Source organism: Desulfovibrio inopinatus DSM 10711 (assembly GCF_000429305.1).
Classification (GTDB): Bacteria; Desulfobacterota; Desulfovibrionia; order Desulfovibrionales; family Desulfovibrionaceae; genus Alteridesulfovibrio; species Alteridesulfovibrio inopinatus.
The window spans coordinates 76,210-95,730 of sequence record NZ_AUBP01000010.1 but is presented as its reverse complement, the minus strand read 5'-3'; the positions used below and the strand labels follow the sequence as shown (position 1 = coordinate 95,730).

Annotated in this window: 17 protein-coding genes and 1 riboswitch; of the genes, 6 read left to right on the top strand and 11 right to left on the bottom strand. The window is 50.7% G+C overall.

Annotated features, from left to right (window positions below; translation table 11 throughout):
• Window positions 1-46 precede the first annotated feature (46 nt).
• The 8 genes from G451_RS0109140 to G451_RS0109100 all read right to left on the bottom strand — a co-directional run bounded on the left by G451_RS0109140 (window position 47) and on the right by G451_RS0109100 (window position 10,541).
• A complete protein-coding gene (locus G451_RS0109140) occupies window positions 47-1,516 on the bottom strand; it encodes a dihydrolipoyl dehydrogenase family protein (RefSeq protein WP_027184021.1) in 1,470 nt (489 codons plus the stop codon).
• Between the two features lie 358 nt (window positions 1,517-1,874).
• Entirely contained in the window at window positions 1,875-5,087 is a 3,213-nt protein-coding gene (locus G451_RS0109130; RefSeq protein WP_027184020.1) for an efflux RND transporter permease subunit, read from the bottom strand.
• 3 nt (window positions 5,088-5,090) lie between these two features.
• The gene (locus tag G451_RS28480; RefSeq protein ID WP_051261316.1) at window positions 5,091-6,341 is read right to left on the bottom strand and encodes an efflux RND transporter periplasmic adaptor subunit; all 1,251 of its coding nucleotides are present in this window, start codon (window positions 6,339-6,341) and stop codon (window positions 5,091-5,093) included.
• Between the two features lie 210 nt (window positions 6,342-6,551).
• A complete protein-coding gene (locus G451_RS0109120; RefSeq protein ID WP_027184019.1) occupies window positions 6,552-6,809 on the bottom strand; it encodes a hypothetical protein in 258 nt (85 codons plus the stop codon).
• A gap of 104 nt (window positions 6,810-6,913) precedes the next feature.
• Window positions 6,914-7,897: a tRNA (N6-threonylcarbamoyladenosine(37)-N6)-methyltransferase TrmO gene (gene tsaA, locus G451_RS0109115; RefSeq protein WP_027184018.1), complete on the bottom strand. Its 984-nt coding sequence runs from the start codon at window positions 7,895-7,897 to the stop codon at window positions 6,914-6,916.
• Window positions 7,898-7,982: 85 nt separating this feature from the next.
• Window positions 7,983-8,858: a DMT family transporter gene (locus G451_RS0109110; protein WP_027184017.1), complete on the bottom strand. Its 876-nt coding sequence runs from the start codon at window positions 8,856-8,858 to the stop codon at window positions 7,983-7,985.
• A gap of 9 nt (window positions 8,859-8,867) precedes the next feature.
• A complete protein-coding gene (thiL, locus tag G451_RS0109105; protein WP_034641480.1) occupies window positions 8,868-9,836 on the bottom strand; it encodes a thiamine-phosphate kinase in 969 nt (322 codons plus the stop codon).
• 54 nt (window positions 9,837-9,890) lie between these two features.
• Window positions 9,891-10,541 (bottom strand): D-glycero-alpha-D-manno-heptose-1,7-bisphosphate 7-phosphatase, encoded by a 651-nt coding sequence (locus G451_RS0109100; RefSeq protein WP_245587794.1) that lies wholly within the window; start codon window positions 10,539-10,541, stop codon window positions 9,891-9,893.
• Window positions 10,542-10,639: 98 nt separating this feature from the next.
• Here G451_RS0109100 and G451_RS33625 point away from each other — a divergent pair, with 98 nt between their 5' ends.
• Window positions 10,640-11,203, top strand: a complete 564-nt coding sequence (locus G451_RS33625; RefSeq protein WP_084448473.1) for a tetratricopeptide repeat protein — start codon at window positions 10,640-10,642, stop codon at window positions 11,201-11,203.
• Here the strand turns inward: G451_RS33625 and mnmA are convergent.
• Window positions 11,126-12,238 (bottom strand): tRNA 2-thiouridine(34) synthase MnmA, encoded by a 1,113-nt coding sequence (mnmA, locus tag G451_RS28475; RefSeq protein ID WP_051261315.1) that lies wholly within the window; start codon window positions 12,236-12,238, stop codon window positions 11,126-11,128. The genes G451_RS33625 and mnmA overlap by 78 nt on opposite strands.
• A 157-nt stretch (window positions 12,239-12,395) precedes the next feature.
• A complete protein-coding gene (gene ribB / locus G451_RS0109085; RefSeq protein WP_027184013.1) occupies window positions 12,396-13,058 on the bottom strand; it encodes a 3,4-dihydroxy-2-butanone-4-phosphate synthase in 663 nt (220 codons plus the stop codon).
• A 79-nt stretch (window positions 13,059-13,137) separates the two neighbouring features.
• Window positions 13,138-13,300: riboswitch (FMN riboswitch) on the bottom strand.
• 330 nt (window positions 13,301-13,630) lie between these two features.
• Between ribB and G451_RS0109080 the strand changes: the two genes are divergently transcribed.
• The 5 genes from G451_RS0109080 (at window position 13,631) to G451_RS0109060 (ending at window position 17,583) form a co-directional block, all read left to right on the top strand.
• Complete coding sequence (locus G451_RS0109080) at window positions 13,631-14,047, top strand: hypothetical protein (protein WP_027184012.1); 417 nt, start codon at window positions 13,631-13,633, stop codon at window positions 14,045-14,047.
• A 25-nt stretch (window positions 14,048-14,072) separates the two neighbouring features.
• Window positions 14,073-14,303: a hypothetical protein gene (locus G451_RS0109075; protein WP_027184011.1), complete on the top strand. Its 231-nt coding sequence runs from the start codon at window positions 14,073-14,075 to the stop codon at window positions 14,301-14,303.
• 132 nt (window positions 14,304-14,435) lie between these two features.
• Window positions 14,436-15,746: a cytochrome ubiquinol oxidase subunit I gene (locus G451_RS0109070; protein ID WP_027184010.1), complete on the top strand. Its 1,311-nt coding sequence runs from the start codon at window positions 14,436-14,438 to the stop codon at window positions 15,744-15,746.
• A 96-nt stretch (window positions 15,747-15,842) separates the two neighbouring features.
• Window positions 15,843-16,868, top strand: coding sequence for a cytochrome d ubiquinol oxidase subunit II (gene cydB, locus G451_RS0109065; RefSeq protein WP_027184009.1), 1,026 nt, complete (start codon window positions 15,843-15,845; stop codon window positions 16,866-16,868).
• Between the two features lie 55 nt (window positions 16,869-16,923).
• Window positions 16,924-17,583: an SH3 domain-containing protein gene (locus G451_RS0109060; RefSeq protein ID WP_027184008.1), complete on the top strand. Its 660-nt coding sequence runs from the start codon at window positions 16,924-16,926 to the stop codon at window positions 17,581-17,583.
• A 70-nt stretch (window positions 17,584-17,653) separates the two neighbouring features.
• On the opposite strand, the gene G451_RS32545 is transcribed toward G451_RS0109060, so the two are convergent.
• Window positions 17,654-19,495: a DUF389 domain-containing protein gene (locus tag G451_RS32545; protein ID WP_051261314.1), complete on the bottom strand. Its 1,842-nt coding sequence runs from the start codon at window positions 19,493-19,495 to the stop codon at window positions 17,654-17,656.
• Window positions 19,496-19,521 lie beyond the last annotated feature (26 nt).

The following is a 19,521-nucleotide window of genomic DNA, read 5'->3' as shown; positions in this document are numbered from 1 at the left end:
ACCGAATCGGTCCCCGCGCTTTTCTTTCATTTCTGAAAACAGATGGTTATTCTGAAGTCTCTTCAGGAGCGATGCAAGCGCGCCCTTTGAGACTGAAGACAAACTTGAGCCCTTTCTTCACCGTATCAGAAAAAATTTTCCGACTGAGAAGATTTCCAGCCACCCGTTTATTGATTTCAGCCCATGTCGGATAGGGGTGAACGGCACCAGCTAATGTGGAGAGTGAGACCTTTCCTCCCATAACAGCGACCCATTCCGACAGCAGATCTCCGGCATGCGCGCCGACAATCTGTACGCCGATAGGCTTTTCTTTCTTATCCACCAACATTTTGATGAAGCCTTCGGTTTCCCCCTCCGCCCGTGCCCGATCATTTCCGGAGAACGGTTCGGTCCAGACGGCATACTCCAAGCCGGCCTGTTTTGCCCGTAGCTCATTGACACCGATCGAAGCCAGTTCCGGTTCACTATAGGTACACCACGGAAGCCGAGTATAATCCACCTTCCGCGGTAACTTGAAAATGATATTGGTCAACGCCACACCGCCCTCATATCCTGCCGCATGGGTAAACTGATAAGCCCCAGTGACATCGCCACAGGCATAAATATGCTTAGAACTTGTGCGCATGCGATTGTTGACAACAATACCATGACTTGTTGTTTCAACTCCGGCGTTCTCCAACCCCATATCATGGATATTGGCAGCTCGCCCTAGAGCAACCAAAATGGATTCTGTCTGAATGGACCGTTTCTCACCACCTGGCAAAATAACATGTACAACACGTCCTTGCGGTCCATTTTCGACGGATTCAACCTTTGCTTCGAGTACGATATCAACACCATCTTGCCGAAGTCGTTCGCAGACCAAGATGGCCATATCTCGATCTTCTCGACTCAAAATCTGAGCACTGCGTTGAATCATCGTTACTTTGGACCCAAGACGGCAAAACGCCTGTCCCATTTCCACGGCAATCGGACCGGCTCCCAAAATAACCAATGATTTCGGAAGATGGTCCAAATAAAAAATATCTTTATTGGTGAGATACCCCACCTCATTCAAGCCGGGAATAGGAGGAATTGCCGGTGAAGATCCAGAAGCAACCACCCAATGTTTCGCGGAAATGCGTTTTTCTCCCGTATCGACAACATGGTCATCGACAAACGTTGCCGATCCGAATTCAACGGCCGCGCCCAACTTGCAAAATCGTTCAGGGGAATCGTGGGGCTGAATATCGGCGATTACTCTTTCGATGTGTTTTCGAATCAGAGCAAAGTCAACCGGCCCAGGATCAACCGAAGGAAGACCAAATTGCGGTCCTTGCTTCATCACATGATAGACGCGAGATGCTTTAATCAACGTTTTACTAGGAACACACCCATAATGGAGACAATCACCACCAAGCCGGGGCTCTCGTTCAATAAGCACTGTTTTGGCTCCAAACTGTGCAGCTCCAGCAGCCACAGTCAATCCCGCCGACCCACCACCAATAATACCGATGTCATAGTCGAATTGGTTCATGTATTTTGTCTCCAACGGTGAACGGGTGCGAGAAAAAAGAGAGCACTCCTTTTCCGCCTCCCGATATCCGTTCATCCTGAAATCTTGTTCATGAGATACCATTACCACGTCGTATTTCACGCACAAGGCACGAGTATTCTGTGGCTCCACATCACACCTTCCTACCTGCCTAACGTACTTTAGGTTCTATGTCATGGAAGATGAAGGTTTTGCACAAAAAAACGAACAAGAAACAAAAGTCACGGATTTTCATGGAGACACACAGACGATACGTCTGCGCAAGAAATGAAGAGTCAAAAAAAGAGGAGAAGCACGATTGACTCCCCCTCTCTTTCGAAGAGTCTCACGCTATGTTCGTCTATTTCCGTAATCCGTAGTAGGCAACGGGAATAATGACGAGAGAAAACAGCGTGGATGCGACGAGGCCAAAAATCAACGCCCAAGCCAATCCCGAAAAAATCGGGTCAAGAGTAATCGGCCAGGCCCCAAGGGCAGTTGTTAAGGCGGTCAACACAATCGGCCGCAATCGAATCGCCCCGCTACGAAGAACAGCTTCCTTCAGCGCAAGACCGTGCGCCATGGCATCATCAACGAAATTGATGAGCACAAGCGAATTTCTGATGACGATTCCACCTAAAGCAATCATACCGATCATGCTTGTTGCCGTAAAAAAAATGGGGTCGGCAAACCCATCGATGGAACCGGCAAAAAAGAGATTCAGCAACCAAAATCCAGGAAGAATCCCGATGAGGGTCAGCGGAATAGCTGTCATGAGCAACAACGGCATGAAAAACGATGCCGTTTCGATCACGAGGAGAATATAAATTCCTCCCATTGCTGCGCCAAAAGCAATCCCAAGATCGCGAAACACATCAAGTGTTATCTTCCATTCGCCTTCACCAGCCCATTCAACACGTATATCGTCCGGAAGAGGATCCGCCGCAAGCGTGGCCTGCATATCAAGAATGGCCTCACCAGGAGCCCGACCGGCCATTTCACCGAATACATAGACCACTCTTCGCATATTTTTATGCAAGATGGGCTGGTCTTCTGCATGTTTGGAAAACTTTCCCAATTCGGCGAGAGGAACAATCTGACCATCATCCGTGTTGATGGGAAGACGAGAGATATCTGCAGCCGATGTGCGCTTTGACAACGGGAGAATCACTTTGACAGACAACGGTACACGCTCATCGCGTTCATGGACCGTTGCAGGAATTTCTCCTCCCACAGCCATCTTGAGCGCCGCAGTAATATCTTTTGCATCAACACCATGAAGTGCCGCTTTTTCACGATCAAGGAGAAAATCAATACGCTCCGTTGGCGCCTGCATCGAATCATCAACATCGACAACAAACGGTTCGTTTTGGAATATCCCCCGTACTCTGACGGCCGCGGCCTCTAAAAGTTCGAGCGGAGTATCCGGTGCGCCGTATACTTCGGCAACAATGGTCGACACAACAGGGGGTCCGGGGGGGGATTCAACAAGTTTGAGTGCGGCTCCATACTTCTTGGCTATCCCTTCGAGGTCGCGTCGAAGCCGCAACACAATACCGTGCGACTGCATGGTACGACGATCTTTCTCAACCAAATTGACCCGAATATCGGCTTGATGCGGTGCTTTGCGGAAATAATACTGTCGCACCATACCGTTAAAATCCATTGGCGACGATGTTCCCACGTAGGAAGCATAATTTTCGACTTCCGGAACGGTCTGAAGGTATGTTTCAAAGGCGGAAACAACTCTATTGGTGGTTTCGAGCGTTGTGCCTTCAGGCATGTCGATGACAATTTGAAACTCGTTTTTATTGTCGAACGGCAGCATTTTCAGAGGGACTTGACGAGTCACCGCCAGCAAAGCCGAGCCAGCCAGGAGAAGCAGCACCAATACAACGAGGCCGTAACGAAGGAACCGAGACTCAAGAAAAGGGCCGGTAATTCGACGATAGACGGCCCCAATGAATGCCGGCTCCTTGAAAACATCGGTCGCTTCGGAAGCCGTGCCCGGTTTCGGGGCTTTGCCCTTCAGTAAAGTACACGCCAACCACGGAACAATCGTCAACGCGCACACGGTGGAAAAACTGACCGTCAACGGAACGTTTGCCGCCATCGGTGCCATATATGGCCCCATCATGCCGCTAATGAAAAAAAGAGGCAGAAACGACACGATGATCGTCAATGTCGACATTATAACCGGAGGCAGCACTTCGGCCACGGCATATTGTGTCGCGCGACGAGGCGGAAGGCGGCCAGCCAAAATATGACGCTGAATATTGTCGACATTGATAATGGGGTCGTCCACCACCAAGCCGAGCGAGAGGATAAGCGCGAACAGGGTCACGCGGTTTATGGTGTAGCCAAAAAGCATATTCACAAACAGCGCCAAGGAAAAGCTGACGGGAACCGCCACAGCAACAACAAGAGCTTCACGCCACCCCATGGTCACAGCAAGAAGCGCGATCACCGTCACCAGGGCGAACGCGAGCGAAGCCAATAGTTCTGTCACTTTGGCTTGTGCTGTCTGTCCCTGGTTGCGAATCACCGTCACATCAACATCATCCGGCAAAACGCTCGATTGAAAATCGTGCAATCGGGCAAGAATCGTATCGGCGACGGTGACGGCATTGGTCCCTTTCTTTTTGGCCAAAGCGAGTGTGACCGCCGATGCCGGGCCAGGATGGTCGGCTTGAATAGCAGCGGCAAGACGATTGGATATTCCTACACGACTATACGTCGTCGGTTCGGCTGGTCCGTCTATGATTTCTGCAATATCGGAAAGATGTATAGGACGACTGTCGTTCACCCCGACAACGATGTCTCCAACTTCGTCCGCCGACGCTAAAAAGGAATTGGCAACGACCGATAAACTTGCATTGTCAACAAAGGCATTCCCGGCACGAACGGCCATGTCCGCGCTTTCGACGGCATCAATAACCGCAGCGACGGTCAATCCATATCCAGTCAAACGATCCGGATCGATTTCGACACGCACTTCTCGCGATTGCCCTCCAATCAGATAGAGCCGGGAAATATCTTCGGTTTCACTCAAGCGTGCATACAGTTCTTCTGCCATACGACGCAGCTCGAAGCCGCTATAGCGCGTCGAGGAAAGGGTAAATGCCACAATAGGCACGTCATCAATCTCAACCGGTTTGACGAACCAATTGGAAACAATAGGTGGCACAATGTCGAGATGCATCATAATGGCATTGTGCACCTTGAGGATGGAATCCTCGCGATTTTCACCGACTTTGAAGCGTACGGTGACGACAGCCGCATCAGGGCGTGCCGCGCTGTATACGTATTCGACACCATCAATTTGCCACAGCAGGCGTTCCAGCGGAGTGACAACAAGTCGCTCGACTTCTGCCGCATTCGCTCCGGGAGCACTCACCACGACATCGGCCAACGGTACGACGATTTGAGGTTCTTCCTCTCGCGGCGTCAAGATAAGAGCCGACGTGCCAAGCCCCAGCGCCAGCAGTAAAAAAACAATGGAGAGACGCGGTTCTAAAAACGCTCGGACAATACCGGCAATAAACCCGCGAGGGTCTTCGGCATGATCGGCCATGACCTACTGTGCCTCCTTGGCCGGTTCGGCCGTCTCAGTCGTGGTCTGTGGCGATGCCGTTTGCGCTCCATCGCCTGGTGAGGCCGATTCAGGAGAGGCCGTATCGAAGAGGGCCAACTCTTCGCCCCCATTGAGTCCAGATACAATCTCAACCATATTGTCTCGTGTCTTCCCTGTACGTACAGCAACATCACGCCAGGTATCCCCTTCCTTCACGCGGACCATATCGAGCTGTCCGATACGACGTAATGCCTTGGCAGGAACAAGAACGGCGTCGCGTTTTCCCAAAGGAATAAACAACCGGCCAAACATGCCGGGATATGCTCCATCCAGAGCGGGAAGACCGACTTTTACAAGAAATGTCCGCGTTTTGGGATCAGCGAACGGGACGACCTCTTCAATAACGGCCGTGGTCTTGCCTCCACCTTCGGTATCGGCCAGTGCTTCTATTGTTACCGGAAAGCGTTCGCCGACACGGGCTTTCGCAATGAGTCCTTCCCGTACAGCAGCTTCCAACCGAAGACTTGATCCGGTCTGGAGAACAAGCAGTGCTTTCCCCGGAAAAGCAAGATCACCAGGTTCGGCAAGACGTTTCACGATTTGTGAATCTTCCGGGGCTTTCATAACGGCATAATCAAGCGATATTTTCGCATCCAACGCAGATTTTTCAGCCTGACGCACTTTGGCATCCGCCATGTCCACGCCATCTCTGGCCTGAGCAAGTGCTGCTTGTGCTTGCAGGAAATCAGAACGGGCTTTGTCGACTTCCTGCGCCGTCACCGCCCCTGACTTGACGAGTGTGCTCATACGCCCATAGTCGGCTTTGGTCTGATCATACCGAGCCTGGGCAGCGCTTATAGCTTGGGTTGCCTGGGCCTTGGCGCTTTTGGCCGAAGCAACGGCTTCTTGCGCCTGCTCAAGACGTGCATTGAGCTGTCGGCTATCCAAAATGATAAGTGGAGCTCCGGAGGTCACGGTATCTCCTGGCCGAACAAGCACATCGAGAATCGTCGCTTGTACTTGCGACTCTATACTCGTTTCCAGCTTTGGACGAACAACACCCACAGCTTCATACCATTGGGTTACCGGTGTTTTGACGGCAAATGCCACCGCTGCCGGTTCCGAATTATGCGTTTTGAAATCGGATTTTTTTTCTGGCGTAATGCGATCGGTGACAAAAGCACCACCAAACCATGCCGCAGCTACACCAACCACAATGAGAGCGATAAGAATACCGAAGAGAGATCGTTTCATGATAGTATACTGTCCCTTGCAGTGTATGTGTCATGCTTTTTGAATATAATTCCCACTTTATCATAGGTAAAATTCTTCCGGCAAGGCCGGTCTTCACAATAAAATATTATCTCGTTCATATAAAAAATCGGCCGCCGTGGGTTACACGGCGGCCGATTTTACAGCGTCTGGTTTGCCGGGAGAATTTCTCCCTCGACACGAAATATGCGATTAGGCAATACCGTATCCACTGATCTTCTTCATGTATTCGCTCATTTCTTCGGAGAGATGATTGAAGATCTGGTCGTATTTGTGTTCTTTGCCGTCATAGATCTTCTCGGCAACTTTACCGGCTTTGAGATACACTTGTTCAAATTCTTCCGGGGTCAGACCGGAGAGTTCCATGGCGTCTTCTTTCGTGATCTTGCCGGTGTGGGCGAACACCGAACCCATGACACCCATCATTTTCTGGACATTTTCTTTGGCCATCTCGGACTCCTTTTTGCGTGTTAGCGAACGGGCGAATTGCCTTGTACTTTATTTCACATCTCTCTTGCAACCCCGTGGGTCCAATTCCCTCCAATTAAAGGAGGTTATCCTCTCATAAGGAGTTGAATACGAGCAAGGGATTCCATTTCTTCCGTAAGGCCCAGGGCTTCAATAAGTGACGTTCCCCAGCAGACCAATCCATGGCGGCGTAAAAACACCGCTCGTGTTCGTGTTGCCGCATCACCAGCCGCATCAGCCAACTCTTGCGTTCCCGGTGTAATCGCTGGAACTTGCGTAAGCATATTACGAAAAACATCTGCTTCGTAAAGAGGAGGAGACAACAGTGGCGACGCTGTTTGCAAGAGTGACAACGATAAAAGATGCGGCGGATGACAATGCACGATGGCATGTGCCTCCGGTTGCCGACGATATATTTCAAGATGTAAGCCGGTTTCCGTCGATGCCTTCGCCGTTCCACCAATCACGTTTCCTGAATCGATATCCAGTGCAACAAGATCGGAAGGCTTTAAATGGCCTTTGGCACAACCCGAGGCCGTAATGATACAGGTATTGGCCTGACGCAAACTCAAATTCCCGTTAAAGCCGGCTACCAAACCACGTTGCCAAGCCAATCGGCCGGCTTCAATAAGTGCATTGCCGTCGTTTGGCGCAATCCCCGCCGCAAACGCTTGTTCACGATTTCTGTCACGAATGCACTTGATGTCGATAACGGGTGTCCCATCAATAGCTTCCAGGTTCGAGACGGTAAGGCGTCCACCATCAAGCCCCAACACGGCAACGCGATGAATACCTATGGGATTTGGTCTATCGGGAGAACGCGTGGAGAAGACACCTCGTTTTTCTCGCGAAGCGTCACCCCGAGGATGCACGGCCAGTACATTCCGATCCGCCTGATGAAGCCACGTTAAAACGATAATCTCAGTCCCCGGTTGCACCCCGTCAAGCCCCGCCAGGTAAGGCGTCTTGAGTTCGATAGTCGCCATCGGAGCGCCTTCAAATTCATTTTTCGGAGCAACCGCTACATCTTTGAGGCTGGATCGGACCACACCTATAGCAGAGACATCCATACCTTCTCCCCTTCTTGCCACTTTGTGCGCATATCGTCGTCTCTCTATGCCGGCGGGGTCACATCGCCGACAACATAACTCATTGCTATCGAGAGGCTACCCGATGATGGTAACGCATTTTTCGCGATGACCCAAGATAAATACCGGCTAACGCAAGCAATACACCGATTCCTTCGGTTGGCCCCAGTGTCTTGTCGAAAAAAAACAAATCCCAGATGTAGGCAAACGTTGGTTGCAGTAAGAGCACCAATCCTGCCGTCGCCGCAGGGACACGGGTCAACCCTTGCGAAATGAGGAACCATCCCACAACATGACACGCCAACGCATAACACAAAATCATCGCGAGTGTGAACAAAGACGGGATAGCAAACGAGGTGCCTGACACGAAACTGTAGAGAGCCAGAATTATTGCAGTCGACACGCTGACCATGGTCATGACGATCACAATCGCCTGACTGCCCGCCCTGGCGAGTACAAGTTTAAACGTGGCAATAAAGCAGGCATATAAAAAAGCTCCAACAAGTGCCAGCGTTATACCAAGCGCTTGGTTTGCTCGTGTTTCCGCGTCCATCCCGACAATGGCATACAACCCGAACAACGCGAGGATCATCCCCCAATAAAACCGGCCAGCGGGAAACTCGCGAAATAACGCCATCGCGAGAAATGCAAGAAAAAAAACTTGGAAATTGACAAGCATTGTGGCCATGCCGGGACCGACAATATGAATCGAGGCATGCCAAAATGTCAGGTCAGCGCCAAAAAATAATGATGCTACAATAGCCAGCGGCCACACCGCACCGATCACGGACGTGGAAACAGGTCGCCAGGATAAATACGCAACGAAGATGAGCGCGCCAAATACGTTTCGATACATTGCCGCCATTTCTGGCGCAAGACCGGCCAATTTTACAAAAACCGGTGAGAAACTAATAAGAAACGCTCCGATAATGAGCTGGAGCATAAAATTATGTTACCGAAAATGGTCGAAGCCTTTTTCATCAAAGGGCTTCGCGTTCACAAGAAGTCCTGGGGTCTCGGTGACCCGTCCAATACGAAGGACACCAGGGACGGCTTGCATCACTGTCTCAAAAGCAGACTCGTTGACTGCGCCAAGGAGTGCGTAGTCTTCGCCTCCAGACACAGCCAATCGAACAGGATTCATTTTATACCGCGTGGCAATGTCAATCATTTCGGGATTGAACATCGTACTGTTCAGGACAAGCTCCGCGCCACAATTGGGGCCGGTCAGCCGTGGTAAATCTTGTGCCAGTCCATCAGAGACGTCCATCAGCCCCGTCATTCCGTCGATACCAGCTAATATCGGGCCACTGTCCATGTGCAATGTCGGCCGAAGATGTGCGGCAGTTGCTTTGGGCCAGCGAGGAATAGCATCTTCATCCATATCTTCAAGGACACCGAGACCAGCCGCAGCCAGTCCGAGTTCGCCAATAACAAACAGGATATCGCCGGGTTGTACCTTCCCCCGCTCAAGAAACCGTCCTGACTCCCCTGATTCACCCCAAATTGTGACAGACAATCCAATACCACACGATCTGTTGAGATCACCACCGACCAGCGGCAGATCATTCGCAGACGCCAATTCAGCCATGCCGGCCATAACGCGATCCCAGAAGGTCACTGGGGTATTCCGTGGGGCCGTTATTGCCAGCGTAAAACCGAGAGGACGAGCCCCCATAGCTGCCATATCGCTTAAATTGACGGCCAACGCCTTGTATCCGATGTCCTCGGGTCGAAAATAGCTCCGTCGAAAATGGACATCCTCCATAAACAGGTCCGTCGAGACACACAGCGTACCCGGAGATGTGATAACGGCAGCGTCATCGCCTCGGCCAAGCAAGATATGCTTGTGTCGATTTGGGAAATACTTATCTATAATATTCAGAAATTCCGTCTCGGATGTGATACGCTCCTTCGACATGATCGAGATTGCTCCTTGAGGGGAATGGGGGTGACAAACGCCGAGCCGACGTTTTTACATGAATCTGGAAGCCAGATGGTGCAAGGCCGTCGGGACGTCTCTGGCCAGTATATCTGGCACACCGGCGGCGGAATCAAAAACACGACATGGGCCTTCATGTTTATGGAGATGGAGCCCGGCTTTTCTTGCCTGATCGGCTCCGTGCCCGGTCAAGACAAGAATCGACAAGGCGAGGTCGCAATTTTGGGCAAACACGACATCACTCAATTTATCTCCAATCATGATCGTTTCATGGGGATCAAGACCATAATCGCTGACAAGCTTCTCCCATAACCCGGTATTCGGTTTACGACAATGACACATCGCATCGGGATGATGTCTGCAATATACACTGTCTGTAATTTCGACACCCTGAGCGGCCAACAGCGATGCCATTCGGGCGTTGACGGCGATACACGCCGACTCTTTAAAATATCTTCGCCCTATACCTGACTGGTTGGAGACAACAAAAAGCCGCACCCCACGCTGACACATGCGAGCTAACGCCACAGTAACGCCGGGTAATAATTCGACTCCGTCGGGATCACACAGGTAGTGTTTATCCCTAATAATGGTGCCGTCCCGATCAAGGAGAATATTCTTGAATAATTTTCCCATTCTGCAAACCGCCGTCAGGGTCTTGAACATCTCACGTAGCCCTGGCATAAAGATTCAACTATCCTCGTTTTTCGTCAAGCACTTGACGTGAAGACAAGGAAACAACGAACACAATTCCATAAAAAACTTAGAACAACGGGGATACCATGCGTTACTTTCTTGTCTTGATACTCCTTTTTGCGTCAGTCTCTTGTTCCACCTATCAAAAAGGGAATGAAGCTCTTTACGCTAAAGATTACCAAAGCTCCATCGCAGACTTTGAAAAAGCCCTGGCGGAAAATCCAAACGACCTCGTTGTTAAACGGAAACTCGGTTACGCTTTCTACAAAAATAAAGAGTATGATAAAGCTGTCAAAATTTTTGACGAAGTTATCGGGGTGAAACATAACGATCCCGATTCGACTTTTTTCCTGGGGCTATCGCTTATCGGGGCGGGAGAACGCGTCGAAGGCTTCAAAGTACTTTTAGATTTCAAAGACGGTCCAATGTATGAACTGAAACAGGCCGTTGTATACGAAGCTGGCGTGCTGCAACACCAAGACCTGCCCATCGACATCATTCTGACACGTATGGAGCAGGCCCGCGACACAGGGTACTGCATGTTTCTGCAAAATGCCGAGGCCGGACCAGGTTCAACCAATGAGACGGGCTTCAGTCGGCTCTACCTGCCACTCTACAACCCTGCCGCCTGCGAGGGCGGTCCCTTCTAGGGTATAGACGGCGGCAATTTGTCCCGGGGTGGGTCGAGTCACGGGTTCTTCGAAAGTGAGCGAAAGCCGTCCATCGGCCCACACAACCGATGCCGGTCGAGGCTTTTGGCGGTAGCAAGTCTGCGCGGCAACACGTTGAGGCCAATGCGCGGGGTCGACAAGCAAGTTTACATCAACGGCGTGGCACGTAGTTGCCTGCAATTGTGACTTGATACCGACAACAAGACGATTACGCGCAATATCTTTCCCAAGCACATATAAGGGCTCACTATAGGCCACTCCCAAGCCCTTGCGTTGGCCGATTGTATGTCGCCACAACCCTTGATGTTTGCCAAGTATTGTTCCATCGGACAACACAATGTCGCCAGGACCGCTTAACCGGACCTTCCGTTTTGTGAGAAATGCGCGGTAATCATCGCCTGGGACAAAACAAATCTCACGACTTTCCGCCGCAACGGGCGGCACAAGCCCCATTGTATCCAGTTCGGGCCCGACATTGACCTTGTGCCAATCAGCCAAAGGAAAAACCGCCCTGGCCAGCCGTTCCGGTGGAACCAAAGTCAGAAAGTAACTCTGCTCTTTTTTTTCGTCATCTCCTCGCTGGAGAACAGTCCCCCATTGCGTGTGCAGGGCAAGACGAGCGTAATGGCCGGTGACCAAACGTTCTGCACCAAGCGATGCCGCCACATCCATGAGAAGACCGAATTTCATCGTACGATTACACAGCGCACACGGATTCGGTGTTTGGCCAGCAGCATACGACGTCGTAAATGGTTGGACGACATTACGTTCAAACTCGCGGCTCAAATCAACCGCATGAAACGGAATGCCACGCTGTGCACATTGAAGAGACAATGCGTCGGCCGTCTGACGCAACGACGCATTCGGCGGCTGAAAAAAAGCATGAACAGCGATAACCGAGGCATAGTGGCGTTGAGCCAGGACCAAAGCAAGCAGGCTGTCTCGCCCGCCACTGACCGCGACGGCAACAGGAACATTTGATGTATCAGAAATGATGTCGTATGAAGGCGTCATGAGCGGAACCTAGCAGCAACCCCCAGGCTCCGACAACCGGTGTTTCGGTGAAAGTCTGACAGGAAACACCTCAAAGATCATCAAGGTGTCATACATTATAACGAAACGCGACGATTTTTGACCGTCGCGTTTCGCAGAAATCTCTCGTCATTATTCGTTATGCGAGACGAGCCAGACGGTAACTTGCGATATCTTCAATGGTCAAAACAGGCATGTCATGCTGCCGAGCAAACAGTACAATCTCGGGCAAACGTGCCATGGTACCGTCGGGGTTGGTCAATTCGCATAACACACCAAACGGCGGTAACTCAGCCAAACGCATCAGGTCAACCGTCGCTTCCGTATGTCCGCGACGTTCAAGCACCCCGCCGGGTGTCGCACGCAAGGGGAAAACATGGCCGGGATGGCTCAGGTCTTCGGGCTTGGCATCGTCAGCAATAGCCGCTTTAATGGTCGTCACCCGATCTGCCGCAGAAACGCCCGTCGTCACACCTTGAGCAGCTTCAATGGACACGGTGAACGCGGTCTGGTAGCGGCTCGAATTGTTATCCACCATCATGGGAAGTTCCAATCGACGAACCCGATCCGGAGGAAGACACAAGCACACAATACCGCTGCACTCACGAATAAGTACAGCCATTTGCTCTTCGGTCAATGACGATGCCGCAAAAATGAGGTCACCTTCGTTTTCACGATCTTCGTCATCGGTCACAATGACACCACGACCGGCTTGCAAGGCAGCAAGAGCTTTTTCTACACGTTGTTCGGGAGTTCCGAACTCTTCGGACAGAGACGAAAAGATGGAGAAGGGCTGATTCATGGTAATGGCTCCTTATGCCGTATAAAAGTACCAGAATCAGGGCGCAGGAACGGATAGCCGGTACACGGAAAACCGGCAATCGTATTCTCTTTCATCCGGACTGTAACCGTCGGCTCCGGCTTTGCACCGGATCTGCTGACCTTTTGTCGACAACAACAAAAGCGCTCGCGGGCTCTCCGCCCCGGCCCTGCCGGTTGCGGAATACCGCCGGTGGGGAGTTCCACCCCGCCCTGAGAATGAACGGCTTTGCTACCCGGCGATACCAGCCTTGTCAATGCGTAATTCGACGTCAAAACACAATGCTGCGATATCGTAGTCTTACTCTGAATGAACGTTTTTCACGATTCACAATCGTGTCGTGATTACGCAAATTTATTCCCTTCTTTTTTCAGCACGTAACTTCAAAAACAAGCGCTCGAAGGAGATCCCATAACGTTTTGCGTGACTCCCGCACGTATTCATTCGCGTGATTTTGCTCTCTTTTGCGCATTCTATCTTGATAAGAACCATTGAATTAGCCTATTGTACTATATACATTTTCTACGTTGTATTTTGGGCATACGGGAGTCAATATGGCCTATGTCGAACTACTTGGTCCGCTTCTTCTCATTGGTTTATGCATTTATGTATACATCAAACTGCGCCGGTTTCTTAAACCTCTTCAGCCCTCGGTATCGGAGCATCACTCACCGAGTATTGCGGACACCATCATTTTTTATACCTTTTTGACAATCGGTTTGCTCGTTACCGCGGGAGGAATTGGCCTCTTTGCGTATCAATCATATATGATGACAACCCAAGGAGTAATTGTAGAACTCAAGCTCTATACACTTTTTCCTGAAAAACTAACCAACTTTTCCACCAGCCCTGTTTTGACAACCCTTATCGATACGGCATTGAACATCCCGGTGAGCATTGTATGTATTGCACTAGGGGTTTCATTAGTATATCTTACGTGGTTATCAAGACGAAAAACTAACGATTCTTAATTTGCCAACAAATAAGGAGCCCCAAATGAAACAACTTATACTGATCGGAATGCTTCTCCTCGCCGGCTTTCTTCAAGGTTGTGCAGATCCGTATTATGAACCGGAACCAGCTCCCACTCCTCCCCCGTATAGTGGCGGCGGTGGTGGCGGCATTCAAGGTAATCCCAGAACTCCAGGTTGCGCCCAGCAAGCTAATCGCATGGGTTTGGTTGGCCCCGAAAGACAACGTTTCATCGAGCAGTGTGTCCATCGCTAGTCGATTTCCCGTAAGGGATTCCGACACGCTCGACTCTCGAGAAACGTTCGCGCCAGAGCGCTCTTTGTACTATAGCGACTTGCGCCATATAACTGTCATTAACCAGAAAACTCACTCTAAGGAGGCGCGTCCATGGACGTTTTGATGTTATCACGGCTCCAATTTGCCGTGGCCACGTTTTTCCACTTTATTTTTGTTCCACTGACGCTTGGGTTGTCCGTGCTGCTTGCCATCATGGAAACGCGATACGTTATGACCGGTGATGAAACCTACAAACGCATGGCAAAATTTTGGGGGAAACTCTTCCTTATCAACTTTGCGCTCGGGGTTGTCACCGGTATCACGCTGGAATTTCAATTCGGAACCAACTGGTCACGATATTCAGAGTACGTCGGCGATATATTTGGTTCTTTGCTGGCTATCGAAGCCACGGCTGCCTTTTTTCTTGAATCGACATTCATTGCCGTCTGGGTTTTCGGCTGGGAACGTCTTTCGGCAAAAATGCACTGTGTCGCCATCTGGCTTGTTGCCATCGCCTCGAACCTGTCAGCTGTCTGGATCATTCTCGCCAACGGGTTCATGCAACATCCTGTTGGATATGTCATTCGAAACGGTCGTGCCGAGCTGGCGGACTTCATGGAAGTCGTGACCAATATCTTTGCCTGGAATCAATTTTTACACACCATTTTCGGAGCCTACCTGCTGGCAGGCTTTTTTGTTATGGGCATTTCTGCATGGCACCTGCTGCGTAAGCAAAATATCGATTTCTTCACCAAATCTTTTCGAATCGGTATGTGGTTCGGTCTCATTTTCTCCATCCTCGTTGCGGTCCAAGGCCATCACCACGGCAACGAAGTCGCTCAAATTCAGCCAGCGAAGCTCGCTGCCATGGAATCGCATTGGGAAACGCAGACGTATGCCCCCATGTACCTTCTTGTCATGCCTGACGAAGAAAATGAAACCAATAGCATACAGCTCCTCGGCATCCCCGGCATGTTGAGCATACTGGCCTACAACAACCCCGCCGCTGAAGTTAAAGGCCTCAAAGACTTCCCCAAAGAAGATCGCCCCCCTGTATTGCTGACATTCCTGTCGTTCCGCCTCATGGTTGGCTTGGGAACGCTCTTCCCACTCCTCGGTATCTGGGCGTTCATCAAGCGTAAAAAATTGATGGAAAACCCGTTGCTGTTACGCGTGATGATGTATGCCATCCCACTTCCTTATCTTGCCTTAGAAGCTGGTTGGGCTTTGGCTGAAATCGGCCGCCAGCCGTGGATTGTGTATGGCTTGATGCGTACGAGCGATGCTGTCTCACCGATTGATCCGTCACAGGTCACCATGACTCTGATTGCCTTTATCCTTGTGTATGGCTTGCTTGGCGCGCTCGATATTTTCCTGCTTGCCAAATATGCCAAGAAAGGTCCTGAAGAGGCCAAAGCCTAAGCGGTAGGCCTGTCCGCAGGGTGTATCCGGAGACGTTTCACAACTGAACCGGATTTTGATGACAACGTCCCTAACGATTACGGGAGAGAGAATACTATGCTTGAATCAACTTGGTTCTTCCTTTGGGGTCTTTTATGGGCCGTCTACTTTATGCTTGACGGCTTTGATCTCGGTGCGGGCACCCTCATGCCCTTCATGGCCAAAAATGAAACGGAAAAACGGATGATGTACAACTCTGTCGGCCCATTCTGGGACGGCAATGAAGTATGGCTCATCGCCGCCGGTGGCGTGACGTTTGCTGCATTTCCTAAAACGTATGCGGTGTTGTTCAGTGGGTTGTACTCTGCATTGATGCTGCTGCTATTTGCGTTGATTTTGCGCGGGGTCTCATTTGAATTTCGCAGCAAAATTGAAAGCAAAACGTGGAAAGGCTTTTTCGATCTCCTGCAGTTTCTTGGCAGCTTTTTGCCGGCACTGCTTCTTGGTGTGGCCTTTGCCAACATTTTCATGGGCATCGCCATTGACGCCAACGGCGTTAACCAGGAAGGCCTTTTCCACCTGCTGAATCCTTATGGTCTCGCCGGTGGCGTCTTCTTCGTCGTCATGTTCGCACTGCACGGCGCATTATGGATCGGCATCAAAACACAGGGCGATATCAAATTACGCGCTGTCCGTTTTGCCGTTGGACTGTGGCCTGTGTTGGCCTGCTTGACGGCTCTGTTTCTTGCCATGTCGGCTGGATTTACCGAGCTGTTTCAAAATTATATCGACATGCCCGTCCTCTTCCTTGTCCTGCTTGTCCCTGTCGGAGGTCTTATCATGATCAGACATTTCCTGGGACAAATCAACATGCTCAAGGCCTGGATATCCTCCGCCGTGTTTATCGTCGGTGTGACATTCTTCGGCATTATCGGTCTCTATCCGAAACTGCTGCCGTCCACCCTCGATCCGGCATACAGCATGACGATCACCAATTCGTCATCCTCGACGCTGACCCTGCAAATCATGCTTGGTGTCGCGCTGGTGTTCGTTCCTATCGTCATTCTGTACCAATTCTGGGCGTACCGCACGTTCGGCCACGTATTGGAACAAAAAGACCTGGATCACGACGAAGCTTACTAACCCAAACGCGGCCGTCCGACTTTCGGACGGCCGCGTTGTTTGCATGGAGACAACCATGTTGCACACGGTCCAAACGGCTTTACGCCGTGTTACCAGCCTGAGCTGCCTGTTGCTTATGACCACATTGGCCGTTGGCTGTGTGGCTTCCTCCAAGACGCCTTTAAACGAGCAAAACATGGGAAAGGTCGATCCCGGAGGAACACTCATGTACGCCCGGGAATGGATGAGCGTACGTGAAAGCGCATCCAATAGCGCCGCCGTGATCGCTAAAACCGCTCCTGGTGATGCGGTGGTGAACCTTGGAAAACAACAAGGCGGCTGGACCTATGTGCGTCCCATGAATACAAGTCTCAAAGGATGGATGCCTACGAAAAGCCTCTCGGCTTCAAAAGACGTGACGAAGAAGACAGAAAGCATGACCGGCACGGCAAAGCCGAAGCCAGCTCCAGCCCCGGCTTCATCCGGATCCCAATCCAGCACGTCGACAGAACAGACAAAGGCGAGTACGCCAGAGGCGTCTGCAAGCCAATCAACGAACGAAGCCACCGAATCGGCAGTGTCTTCAACTCCAGAACCCACGCCTTCTTCAAAAACTCAATCGAGTGTGTTGTCACCAGACGAAGCCCAGGCTGCAACGAAAGCCCCTACTTCGTCACCAACGCCCTCGACGACTGCACGGCCTCCTGTAAAACCTGAGGCATTTGATCCCTTCTAAACATTCCGATTCCATTTCATCACACATGACAACGGCCGGTATCTTGAAGACACCGGCCGTTGTCTTTATTTCATTTGGATGAGGACGTTGGCGTATCGTTCTCCGGTGGAGAATCGATTGAATCTTGCGGAGTTTCCTTGTCCGGAAGATCAGGATCAGCTTCTTCGGCTGTTGTTTCTGGAGCTTTTCTCGACGCTATCGTCTCCAACTGTTTCCGAAAGCGCGCCTCGGAATAGGCATCCATGGATTCGCTCGACGTATCATCGACCATAAGTTCAACCCTGGTCCAAACTTGTAATTTCACAGCAACACCGAGTTGCTCTTTCACGGCTTTTTCAACTTTCGCAACGTCTTCTGATGAGAATCCTCGCGGTCCTACAACTTCGGCTCGTGCGACGAAACCATCACCGTTTTGGATGACATCAACGTTGTCAGCAAAAAAACCTTTTATCGTTTGAACGTGCTTGATCACCGCTTCTTTGACAGGAATTGCGTCTTCAGGTTGCGGTCCAAAATGAGCTTTCCCGAAAAGAACTCGACCTGTTGATGTTATCGACCCCGCAACGACATCACGAACAAGCAGGCGTATCGATGGATCCTTCCCGAGCGCTGTATTAAGCAGCTCTTCCAATTTTTTGATTTCCAACGCAACAAGCTGCCGTGGACTTTGCAACGTTGCCAAAATGACATCGTCCCCGGACAACTCCGTTAAATTGACATCGACAAGAAAGTACTGTGGCTTACCATCAAAATATTCACGCAATGTCTGCTCTGCGATACTCAATGTCCGTGCCCGCCAATCAAGTTCTTCTGTATAAAACTTTCCATCGAGCGTCGGATCGATATCCGTAACGAGAGAACCCGTTGGGGCAATATCCTTTGCCAAACTGCAACGCGTCACAAGACGTACGGGACGTTGCAACCGATCTTGTAATTTATTTTCCAGTATGCGGACATCACGCGGGGTAAAAATTCTCGACGTACGAAACATCGCAATAATGTGAATCTCATCCCCAACGTCTTTAAAGCGCATGGAAGTAAATGAGGCGTTTGGGTTGGGTTTCATCGCGTCGGTTAAAACATTATTAATGGCAAGTTCCTCGGTACGCGCCTGCAAAACCTGAATAAGCGCGTTGGTCAAGAAAAATGCGACAACAAGAAAACATACAACTGCAAAGATTAATCGTTGAACAAGCAAGGTCTTATGCCGTTGTTGCTCAAATTGTCCCATTCCGCACATGAGGAATGTCAGCGATGAAACAAGAAGTATAGCCAGAAAATTCGCAAAAAAGAGCAAAAAAGCGCCAATGGCACCATCGTACGAGCCAAGTGCAAGACAAAGCCCGGATGTTGCCAGCGGCGGTACAATAGCTGTCGATATCGCGACACCGGGGAGGGCTGGACTGATCCGGGCATCTACGACGGCGAGTGTTCCGGCCAAACCAGCAAAAACCGCAACAAGTAAATCAAGTAAAGTCGGCTCGGTACGAGCTATCATTTCCGGTGTAATACCAGTCATAATAGGCAATAGACCGAACAAATAACCAAAAGCAATGGCAAGGAGCACCCCGCCGACTTCAGCTTTGATCGCACGCCCAAGCAGCTGGGGGTTCCCTCGAATCATGCCCATCGCCATGCCGAAAATAGGCGTCATGAGCGGAGAAACAAGCATGGCTCCAATGACAACGGCGACACTATTGGCAACAAGCCCAAGACTGGCAATAAGCGCTGCCGCAGAAATCAGAGCATAATACCCCATTTCAGGGGTCGAACCTTGAAAGATATCGTCGTAAATGAATTCAAATCGTTCCGGTGTGACGCGAAATCGCCGAATCAACCCTTGGAGAGGACTGTTTGCAAGACGCAACGTGGTATCGTGTTTGTTTTCCGGACCAGGATCTGTAGGTGTCATGGGCGGCTCCTTCCATCATTGAATTT

Coding starts and splice junctions, on each gene's coding strand:
- G451_RS0109070 (WP_027184010.1), top strand. CDS start 14,436: ATGGACGTTTTGATGTTATCACGGCTCCAATTTGCCGTGGCCACGTTT.
- G451_RS0109080 (WP_027184012.1), top strand. CDS start 13,631: ATGGCCTATGTCGAACTACTTGGTCCGCTTCTTCTCATTGGTTTATGC.
- G451_RS0109120 (WP_027184019.1), bottom strand. CDS start 6,809: ATGGCCAAAGAAAATGTCCAGAAAATGATGGGTGTCATGGGTTCGGTG.
- G451_RS0109130 (WP_027184020.1), bottom strand. CDS start 5,087: ATGGCCGATCATGCCGAAGACCCTCGCGGGTTTATTGCCGGTATTGTC.
- G451_RS0109110 (WP_027184017.1), bottom strand. CDS start 8,858: ATGCTCCAGCTCATTATCGGAGCGTTTCTTATTAGTTTCTCACCGGTT.
- G451_RS0109140 (WP_027184021.1), bottom strand. CDS start 1,516: ATGAACCAATTCGACTATGACATCGGTATTATTGGTGGTGGGTCGGCG.
- cydB (WP_027184009.1), top strand. CDS start 15,843: ATGCTTGAATCAACTTGGTTCTTCCTTTGGGGTCTTTTATGGGCCGTC.
- G451_RS0109100 (WP_245587794.1), bottom strand. CDS start 10,541: ATGCCAGGGCTACGTGAGATGTTCAAGACCCTGACGGCGGTTTGCAGA.
- tsaA (WP_027184018.1), bottom strand. CDS start 7,897: ATGGATGTCTCTGCTATAGGTGTGGTCCGATCCAGCCTCAAAGATGTA.
- G451_RS28480 (WP_051261316.1), bottom strand. CDS start 6,341: ATGAAACGATCTCTCTTCGGTATTCTTATCGCTCTCATTGTGGTTGGT.
- ribB (WP_027184013.1), bottom strand. CDS start 13,058: ATGAATCAGCCCTTCTCCATCTTTTCGTCTCTGTCCGAAGAGTTCGGA.
- mnmA (WP_051261315.1), bottom strand. CDS start 12,238: ATGACGCCTTCATACGACATCATTTCTGATACATCAAATGTTCCTGTT.
- G451_RS0109075 (WP_027184011.1), top strand. CDS start 14,073: ATGAAACAACTTATACTGATCGGAATGCTTCTCCTCGCCGGCTTTCTT.
- G451_RS0109060 (WP_027184008.1), top strand. CDS start 16,924: ATGTTGCACACGGTCCAAACGGCTTTACGCCGTGTTACCAGCCTGAGC.
- G451_RS32545 (WP_051261314.1), bottom strand. CDS start 19,495: ATGACACCTACAGATCCTGGTCCGGAAAACAAACACGATACCACGTTG.
- G451_RS33625 (WP_084448473.1), top strand. CDS start 10,640: ATGCGTTACTTTCTTGTCTTGATACTCCTTTTTGCGTCAGTCTCTTGT.
- thiL (WP_034641480.1), bottom strand. CDS start 9,836: ATGTCGAAGGAGCGTATCACATCCGAGACGGAATTTCTGAATATTATA.